Origin of the sequence: Rhodococcus sp. LB1 (genome assembly GCF_001583455.1) — a bacterium.
In the GTDB taxonomy this organism is placed as follows: Bacteria; Actinomycetota; Actinomycetes; order Mycobacteriales; family Mycobacteriaceae; genus Rhodococcus_F; species Rhodococcus_F opacus.
Map to the genome: position 1 here is coordinate 1 of NZ_LTCZ01000130.1, position 7,765 is coordinate 7,765.

Here is a 7,765-nt window from a genome sequence, read left to right on the forward strand (position 1 = left end):
GAATCGATGGTCAGGATCGAGAACTTGTGCGGGCGCCGGATCGGGACGTCGAGGATGGTGGTGTCGATCGACGAGATGATCATGTCGTTCATCGCCTTTCTCAGGCTTGGGGTGCCGGTGCGAGCACGAAGTCGTAGCGGGCATCGGTGAAGGGGCGATCCAGTCCCCGCTGCGCGATCTGGGCGGGGTCGTCGACGGTGTGCAGTGCGATCACCAGACCGTCTCGCACGGCGCCGGCGACATCGTTGTCGAGGTACTCCCCGCCCTGGAAGTACAGCTGGCTAGTCATCTCCTCGTAGCCACGGTGACGTAGTTTGATGTGCAGGTGCGCGGGGCGGAAGAAGTGCCGGCCGAGGGCCCGGAGCACCGTGCCGGTGGGGCCGTCCTTGGGGATCTCGTAGGGCGGCGGCAGGATAGTGCGGACCTGGAACGTGCCGTCGGGCTCGGAGGTGAAGCGCCCGCGCAGGTTGTAGTCCGGGATGTTCGGGTGGATGTTCGAGTACAGCCCGTCGGCGTCGGCGTGCCAGAGGTCGAGTTCAGCTCCGCCCAAGGGGTTTCCGTCGGTTCCGGTGACCGTACCGTGAAAGAGCAGCGGCTGCCCCTTTTCGCCCGGTCGCTGGGGCATCACGTTCAGCGGCCCGGTGAGCATCGGGGCGCCGGGAAGGTAGAACGGGCCTTCGATCGCCTCGGGGCTGCCGTCGCGGCCGAGGTTGCCGACATCGGTGGCCTCCGCCTCGAAGAAGACGTCGAAGAGCAGCGATTCCTCGCCGGCCTTGATCGAGTCGATGATCAGGTCGGTCGCCGCCCGGTACTCGGTGTGCGTGATCTGGTGTTTGCGGATGAAATCCAGCAGCACCTGCTCGAGATCTTCGACCACGCTGCGGATGCGGGTCTCGGTGGTACCGAGGTCAGACATGGTGGTTCCTTCTAAGTCAGTGGTGGTCACGACCGGGGCGTTCCTCGTCGGGGCGCTCACGGCTCGGGTACGGGTTGCTTGGCGAACTGGCGGGTGAGGAATTCGGCGACAGCGGAGCGGATTTCGGTGGCGCGCGGGATCGCGCCGGAGATCCAGTACACCCCGTGGACGAGTCCGTCGATGCGGACGATCTCCGTCGGGACGCCGGCGTCGGCGAGTTGTTTGCCGTATTCCTCGGCTTCGTCGCGGGAGACCTCGTACTCCATGGACAGGATGAGGGTGGGAGGCAGAGCGGCGAGGGTGGTGGCCTTCGAGGGCACCGCGAGCGGGTTCTCGGCGTCGTCGGGGTCTTGGAGGTAGTGGTTCCAGAACCAGTCGAGGCCGGCGGCGGTGATGATGTAGCCCTCGCCGAACTGCTCTCGTGACGGTGTGTTGGCGTGCGGGTCGATGACCGGGTAGGTCAACACCTGGCAGGTCAGGGCGGGCCCGCCCTCGTCGCGTGCGCGCAGCGCGGCGACGGCGGCGAGGTTGCCGCCGGCGCTGTCGCCATGCACGGCGATGCGGGTGGGGTCACCGCCGAAGTGGACGGCATTGTCGGCGACCCACTTCAGCGCGGCGAAGGTGTCGTCGGTGGCGGCCGGGAACGGGTGCTCGGGTGCGAGCCGGTAGCTGACCGCGGCGACGATGGCGCCGGCATCGTTCGCCAGCGCCCGGCACAGTTCCGCGGTCACGGTGAGGTCGCCGGTGACGAAGCCACCACCGTGGAAGTACACCACGACCGGCAGCGGCCCGGGGGCGTCCGGAAGGTACAACCGGATGTCCTGACGGCCGGCCGGACCGGGGTAGGTCGCGTCGATCACCTGCGCCACCTCGCGGGGTTCGGCCTGCAGATCGACGAAGGACGCGACGGTCGCGCGGGCTTCGGCGACACTCATGTCTTCGAAGGGTCGAACGCCCTGCTCGGTCAACCCGTCGAGCAGACTTTGTACTGCGTCATCGAGTGGCATCTTCTTCTCCTGAAAAGGTATTGGGGTGGGTGCTCGGCGAGTGGTTGGCGGCCCCTCGCCGAGCGGCCCCCTCGCGAGGTGGTGCGGGTGCGCGATCTACCCGATCTGCGCAGCGGTTCGTTCCCGTGCTGGCGCACCCTCGGCGGAGAGAGTGAATCCCTCGTAGCCCTTCGCGACGACGTCGGCGCAGATTCCGCGGTAGACGTCCGCGCCGCCGAGGTAGACCATGCACACCCGGGGCTTGCCGGGGATGTTGGCGCCCATCCACCAGGAGTCGGTCTCAGGGAGGAGGGTGTGCTGGGCGATCTCGTTCGCGTGGGCAACCCACCCGGCCTCTGCCTCGAGTGTGGGCTCGATGGTGTCGAGGCCGCTGCGCTGCAGGTGCTCGATGGCGTCGGCGGCAAAGTCGACATGGTCCTCGATGGCGAGCGGCATGTTGTAGAGCACCGAGGGACTCTGCGGGCCGGTGATCAGAAACAGGTTGGGGAACCCGTGAACGGCCAGCCCGAGGTAGGTGTGCGGCCCGTCCGCCCACTTGTCCGACAGCTTCTCACCGTCCCGTCCGACGATGCCCATCTCGAGCAGCGGCCCGGTCATGGCGTCGAAACCGGTGGCCAGCACGATGACGTCGAAGTCGTACTCGGCCTCGGTGGTGCGCACCCCGGTCTCGGTGACCGAGACGATCGGCGCCTCGGCGACGTCGACCAACGTGACGTTGTCGCGGTTGTAGGTTTCGTAGTAGTTGGTTTCGTACGGTGGGCGTTTGGTGCCGTACGGGTAGTCGGTGGGGGTCAGCTTCGCCGCAACCGTGGGGTCGCTGACGCGTTCCCGGATCCGTTCGCGCACGTACTCGGAGATGGTGTCGTTGGCGGCCTTGTCGACGAGAATGTCCCCGAAAGAGCCGAGGAAGAACCGGAAACCGCCCTCGGACCAGCACTCGTCGAACACCCGGCGCCGCTCCTCGGGCGTGACCGCCAGTGCGGACGGCAGCGGGTCGGCGTAGGGAATTCCCGCGCGGGTGTTGCGTGAGGTCTTGCGTACCTGCGGGTAGTTCGCCTTGACCTCGCGGACGTGGGCGGGGTCAAGGCGCATGTTTCCGAGCGGGGAGGCGTAGTTGGGGGTGCGCTGGAACACCGTCAGATGCCCGGCGTCCTTGGCGATCTCCGTGATGGCCTGAATTCCGCTCGACCCGGTGCCGATGATCGCCACCTTCTTGCCGGTGAAATCGACGCCGTCGTGCGGCCACTTCCCGGTCAGGTAGACCTCGCCGGTGAAGTCGTCGATGCCGTCGAACTCCGGCTTCTTGGGAACCGACAAATTGCCGGCACCCGAGATCACGTAGCGGGCGGTGAGCGTGGCGCCGTCATCGCTGCCGACACGCCACAGGCCGGCGTCCTCGTCCCAGACAGCCGAGGTGACCCGAGTGTGGAACTGAATGTCCTCGCGCAGGTTGAAGCGGTCGGCCACGTGATTGAGGTAGCGCAGGATCTCGGGCTGGCTAGCGTACTTTTCCGACCATTCCCAGTCCTGCTGAAGGTCGGCCGAGAACGAGTACGAGTAATGCAGGCTCTCGATGTCGCAGCGCGCACCGGGGTACTGGTTCCAATACCAGGTGCCGCCCACCCCGTCACCGGCCTCGAACACTCGCACCCGCAGCCCCATCTGATCCCGGAACTTGTGCAGGGCGTAGAGCCCGGCAAAGCCGGCCCCGATCACGATCGCGTCGAAGTCCGGCGCGACAACGGTGGAGGTTCGCTCGTTGGTGTAGGCGTCAGTCATGATGCTCTTTCTGTGAGTGCTCCGCTCGAGGGCGGCGGAGTCGCAATGTCTGCCGTGAAGGCGTCGGTGCTGTGTGATCAGCATCTCGCCGCGCCTACCCGCACCACATGGGGCAGATCACCCCATGGCCTACCTGTGTTGACAGTCACAACTCGGGCAGGGTGGGGTGAGGGCGTGAAAATCGATCACCGATCCGCCGGGCCGCAGGGTTCCTCGGGCCGCCCGCGCGCAGCCCTCACCAGCTTCGTCGGCCGCCGGCGCGAACTCGCCGAGGTCAAGCGCAGGATGGCGGACGGGCGCCTGGTCACCCTGACCGGGCCCGGTGGGGTGGGGAAAACCCGCATTGCGCTCGAAGTGGCGGATCGCTCGCGCCGCGGACTTCGCGACGGCGTGTGGATCGTGGAGCTGGCCAGCCTCGGAGACGCCACGCGGTTGTCCCAAGCGATCGTCTCCGCCCTCGACGTGCCCGACCAGTCGAACCGAGACCCCGTCGACAAGCTCGTCGCCTATCTGCGCGAGCGACAGTTGATGATCGTGCTCGACAACTGCGAACACATGCTCGAGGCCTGCGCCAGACTGGTGGAAACCCTGCTGCGGGAATCCCCGGAGCTGCACATCCTCGCCACCAGCCGCGAGCCCCTCGGAATACCCGGGGAAGGGATCTGCCTCATCCCGCCGCTGACCACCCCGCCCGCACAAAAAACGCACACCGCCAACGCCGTCGTACACTACGAAGCGGTCAGCCTCCTCGTCGACCGCGCCCGACACGTACTGCCCGACTTCGAGGTCACCGACGAAAACGTCGGAGCCGTGGTCCAATTGTGCGATCGACTCGACGGGATCCCGCTCGCGATCGAACTCGCCGCCACCCGTCTGCGGTCGCTGTCGGTCACCCAGATCGTCGAGCGCCTCGACAAACGCTTCAGCCTGCTGACCGGCGGCGACCGCATCGCCCTGCCCCGCCAACAAACCCTGCGCGCCTTGATCGACTGGAGTTTCGACCTCTGCACCGAACATGAGCAACTGCTCTGGGCGAGGCTGTCAGTCTTTTCCGGCAGCTTCGACCTCGAGGCCGTGGAAGACACGTGCGGGTCTACTCCACTGCTTCCGGAACTGATCATCGATCTCGTCGACCGACTGGTGGCGAAGTCGATCGTTCTCACCGAACGGGCCGGCGAACGTGTCCGTTATCGGCAATTGATGACCATCCGGGAATACGGTGCGGAAAAGCTCGCAGGCATGGGGGAAACACAGGAGCTCGAGCGCCGTCACCGCGACCACTACCTGCGGACGGCCGCGGTGATGGTCGAACGCTGGTGCGGGCCCGGGCAAGCCGCCGCCCTCGCTGTGATGAACGAAGACCACGCAAATCTGCTGTCCGCCCTCGAGTGGTCCGCCGCCACCGAAGACGAGATCGGCACGGCGGCCGAGCTCGCCTCGTTGCTCCGGTACCACTGGGTCGCCGGCGGATATCTCAGCGACGGCCGCCGGTGGCTCGACCAACTCCTCGAGGTGGACACGATGTCCACACACCAACGCGGACAGGCGCTCTGGGTCAGCGCCTGGATTGCGCTGATGCAAGGTGACCGCGACGACGCCGCCCGAAAACTGATCGAGTGCGAGACTATCGCCACCACCCTCGACGACCCCGCACTCTCCGCGCACGCCACCCAATGGCGGGGCCTGCACGACTTCGCCACCGGAGACATCGCCACCTCCATCACCCGATACGAACGGTCCATCGAACTCCACACCGACAGGGCAGACACCGCATCGGTCCTGACCGCCCTGTTCCAACTCGCAATTGCCCAGGCATACCACTCCCAGCTCGATGAAGCCCTGCACACGTGTCAGCGCGCGATCGAGATGAGCGAACAATTCCGGGAGCAGTGGAACCGCACCTACGCCCTCTGGATCACCGGGCTGTGCCACTGGCATCGCGGCGAAGCAGAGTCAGCGAGGGACGCTGCACTGCAGGCGCTTACGCTCGAACGAGAATTCAAGGACAGCATCTGCACCGCACTGACGATCGAACTGCTGTCCTGGATCGCAGCCTCGGCATCAGACTTCGAGACCGCAGCGGCTCTCACCGGCGCCGCATCCGCGGTCTGGGCGGGACTGGGAACCGACGTCGAAGCGTTCGGCCCCCACCTTCACCACGACTCGATCCAAGCGCTCGAGACGATGGAACAAGCACTCGGAGCGAAGAAAGTCACCGATCTGACACGACGGAATGCATCGATGACACTCGACGCGGCCGTGGCACTGGCCCTCGGCGGCCGCCACGCAGCCGAGGGAGGCAGCTCAGCGGCAAAATCTCCGCTGACAGAACGGGAGAATCAGGTCGCGGAACTGGTGGCGCAAGGATTGAGCAACCGCGCCATCGCCGAATCCCTGGTGCTGTCTCCGCGCACAGTCGACGGCCACCTCGAACGCATACTCGCCAAACTCGACTTCGCCTCCCGGACCCAGATCGCCTCATGGGTCGCATCCCAGAAGACGTAAAGACGAAGCGCAGCGAGGGGTCGTCCCGACAGAGCGTCGACGCCACGCACGTTCCGTCCTCTCGTCATCGGAACAGGGACACGGTAGGGCCTGTCCGAAATTCGGTGGATCTGATTCTGGTGCATCGGTGAGGCGTCGCCCGTGCGCGTGGGGTGGGGGAGGTGGTCAGGGGTGGGGTGTGAGGTGGTCCCATGCGGTGCGGACGGTGTGGAGGGCGTCGGTGGCGCTGATGGTGAGTCGGGTTTGGCCGGCGAGTTGCGTGTGCCATTCGTCGTCGCTGGGCGGGCGGGTGAAGACATAGGTGCCGGGGTTCTTCCCGGTCGGTCCGTGTTTGCGGAACAGTGCGGCGGTGTCGGGGTTGATGGCGCCGATGTTGGTCAGTGCCCAGAGGTCCCAGAGGTCGCGGGCGGCGGCGCGGTCGCACCAGGTGGCGGTTTTGGAGGCGGCGAACGCGGGCAGGGTGGGCACGAGCAGCCGGGCGGGTGGGGCGTCGCTGTAGCGCTGGATGAGGGTGCGGGGTTCGGTGGGCCAGAGGGTGCGGTCGGTGGAGGCGAGGAGTTGAATTTTCACCGCGAGACCACTGGTGGTGTGGAGGGTGGCAGCGTCCACGCTCGATCCGGCGCTGAGTGGGGGCGCCCATTCGAGGCGACCATAGGCGCGTTGCAATGCTCTCGGGAGCACCTTGTCGAGGTCGGCGGCCAGGGTACTGCGTCGTGGGTCGAGGGCGATGAGGTCGATGTCCTCACTCAATCTTCCATGGGGGAGGTGTGTTCGGGCGAGGGCGGTGCCGCCGATGAAGTGGAGCCGGTCGGCGAAATGTTCGCTGAGGTAGCCCAGGAGCAGGGAGATGAGGTGGTCTCGTTCGACTTGTTCGGGGGCGACGCCGAACTGGTCGGCGACACGGTCGCGTTCGTCGAGGTTCACGAGGCGGCCTGCACCCAGGTTTCGGCGCGGGCGAGGGCGGCGGTCAGTCCCTGCTCGGCGGCGAGGGTGGTGAGGCGTTCGCGGTCGCTGCGCCGGTAAAGGCTGGCGATGGCGGCGGGGATTTCGTTTTCGGCGTCGCCGAGGGCCGGCCAGCGTGCCAGGTCGAGGACGGTCTGTTCCGGGGTGGTCACCAGCGCCGGCCCGAGGGGGGTATTAAGGCGTTCGGCGTCGAGTTCGGGGGTGTCGCGGCGGAGGAACCGGATGGTGGCGGTCCGGTCGGTGAGGGTGATGGTCCGATGCCGGCGGGGCACGGCGACGACCGCGGTGGCCAACGCACGAGGGATTGCGTGGTGGAGGCGGGCGGCGCTGATGCCCATCACGATCGCGTGATCGGGTCCGTAGATCGCGGCGGCGATTCCGGCGGCGGTGGCTTCCAGGTTCGGGATCCAGGGTCGCCCGGCCTGTTCCGGCGGTGTGACGATGTAGTAGCCGGGGGCGGCGCGGTGCAGGACGCCGCGTGTGACCAGGCGGGCGAGCTCGGGGCGGGGGTGGGCGTAGACGTCGGTGGCGTCTTGGGGGCGGAAGGTGCGCAATGGGCGGCGGGCCAAGGCGGCGGGTACGGCGGTGCTGTGTG

Annotated in this window: 6 protein-coding genes; 1 reads left to right on the top strand and 5 read right to left on the bottom strand. The window is 66.9% G+C overall.

The genetic code is table 11. The features are described 5' to 3' along the window. Window positions 1-100: 100 nt before the first annotated feature. The 3 genes from AZG88_RS19225 to AZG88_RS19235 form a co-directional block, all read right to left on the bottom strand. A complete protein-coding gene (locus AZG88_RS19225) occupies window positions 101-916 on the bottom strand; it encodes a dioxygenase family protein (protein WP_061698582.1) in 816 nt (271 codons plus the stop codon). A 56-nt stretch (window positions 917-972) separates the two neighbouring features. Continuing rightward, the gene (locus AZG88_RS19230; protein WP_061698583.1) at window positions 973-1,923 is read right to left on the bottom strand and encodes an alpha/beta hydrolase; all 951 of its coding nucleotides are present in this window, start codon (window positions 1,921-1,923) and stop codon (window positions 973-975) included. A 96-nt stretch (window positions 1,924-2,019) separates the two neighbouring features. After that, window positions 2,020-3,702: a flavin-containing monooxygenase gene (locus tag AZG88_RS19235; protein WP_061698584.1), complete on the bottom strand. Its 1,683-nt coding sequence runs from the start codon at window positions 3,700-3,702 to the stop codon at window positions 2,020-2,022. 174 nt (window positions 3,703-3,876) lie between these two features. On the opposite strand from AZG88_RS19235, the gene AZG88_RS19240 reads away from it, so the two are divergent. Continuing rightward, window positions 3,877-6,207 (top strand): ATP-binding protein, encoded by a 2,331-nt coding sequence (locus AZG88_RS19240; protein ID WP_331712275.1) that lies wholly within the window; start codon window positions 3,877-3,879, stop codon window positions 6,205-6,207. Between the two features lie 165 nt (window positions 6,208-6,372). On the opposite strand, the gene AZG88_RS19245 is transcribed toward AZG88_RS19240, so the two are convergent. Next, entirely contained in the window at window positions 6,373-7,131 is a 759-nt protein-coding gene (locus tag AZG88_RS19245; protein ID WP_061698585.1) for a nucleotidyl transferase AbiEii/AbiGii toxin family protein, read from the bottom strand. After that, a partial coding sequence (locus tag AZG88_RS19250; RefSeq protein ID WP_231914088.1) for a type IV toxin-antitoxin system AbiEi family antitoxin domain-containing protein occupies window positions 7,128-7,765 on the bottom strand: 638 nt, incomplete at its 5' end. The genes AZG88_RS19250 and AZG88_RS19245, both read right to left, overlap by 4 nt.